Annotated in this window: 1 protein-coding gene; it reads left to right on the forward strand. The window is 68.3% G+C overall.

Going from position 1 to position 1428, the window contains the following annotated elements; translation table 11 throughout:
- Positions 1 to 161: 161 nt before the first annotated feature.
- Entirely contained in the window at positions 162 to 1400 is a 1239-nt protein-coding gene (locus tag Q5762_RS36740) for an IS701 family transposase (protein WP_315896663.1), read from the forward strand.
- The last annotated feature ends 28 nt before the right edge of the window (positions 1401 to 1428 follow it).

Here is a 1428-nt window from a genome sequence, read left to right on the forward strand (position 1 = left end):
CTAGTACTCCAGCTGTAGATCGTGATCCTGCTGGTGGGGGCGGGTTCGGGAACGGGTACGGCCACCGATGATCATCGTTGTTTGTGAAGACGAACGAAGAGTCGGTGGCCGCAGGTCACAGCATAGATCCTGGCCGTTGGCGGGAGGCGTTCGAGGTGGTCATGGGCCGGATCGCGGGGCGGTTCACCCGGGTCGAACCCCGGCTACGGGCCAGCCGGTTGGTGATGGGCTTGATGTCGGACCTGCCGCGCAAGAACTGCTGGACGATCGCGGAGTGGGCCGGAGAAGCGAATCCGTACGGCATGCAGCACCTGCTGTGCCGGGCCTCTTGGGACGCCGATGCTGTGCGTGACGATGTCCGCGAGTACGTCGTCGAGCATCTTCATGACGATCAGGCGGTGCTGGTCGTGGACGAGACCGGCGACGTGAAGAAGGGCACCCACACCGTCGGGGTCCAGCGCCAGTACACCGGCACCGCCGGCCGGATCGAGAACTCCCAGGTCGCTGTGTATCTCGTCTACGCGGGTGCCCGCGGGCACGCGGCGGTGGACCGGGAGCTGTATGTCCCGCGCTGCTGGATCCTGGACCCGGATCGCTGCCGGGCGGCCGGGCTCGGCGAGGACGCCGTCTTCGCCACCAAGCCGGAGCTGGCCCGCGTGATGATCGAACGGTTCCTGGACGCCGGACACCGGGTGGACTGGGTGACCGGCGACGAGGTCTACGGCGGCAACCCGAAGCTGAGGGCGGCCCTGGAGGAACGCGGCTTGGGCTACGTGCTCGCGGTGGCCCGCTCGGCTGAAGTAGCCACCAAGGCAGGGAACTTCCGCGCCGACGCGTTGGCCGCGAAGCTGCCCAGGCGGGCCTGGCAGAAACTGTCGGCCGGCCGCGGCGCGAAGGGCCACCGCTTCTACGACTGGGCCGTCATCGACCTCGCCGATCCGGCGCCTGGCTACCGCCAGCTGCTGATCCGGCGCAACCGCACCACCGGCGAACTCGCCTACTACCGCTGCCATTCCACCGCGCCGGTCCCGTTGCACGCCCTGGTCAAGACGGCCGGCTCCAGGTGGCGGGTGGAGGAGACCTTCCAGACCGAGAAGGGCCTGGCCGGGCTCGATGAGCACCAGGTCCGCCGCTACCCGTCCTGGAGCCGCTGGGTCACCCTCGCCATGCTCGCCCACGCCTTCCTGGCCGTCGTCCGCGCCGAGGAGCATGCCCACCGGCCAGGCCCCGACGACCTGATCCCCCTGACCTGCAACGAGATCCAGCACCTGTTTCTCACCATCACCGTCCGGCCTCTCCACGACCTGGCCCACCGGCTCGGCTGGTCCGACTGGCGACGCCGTCACCAGGCCCGATCACAGGCCAGCCATTACCGGCGACAAGCCGCAATCCAGCCATGAAGATCACGATCTACAGCTGGAGTACTAG

The organism is Streptomyces sp. P9(2023) (assembly GCF_032436795.1).
GTDB lineage: Bacteria > Actinomycetota > Actinomycetes > Streptomycetales > Streptomycetaceae > Streptomyces.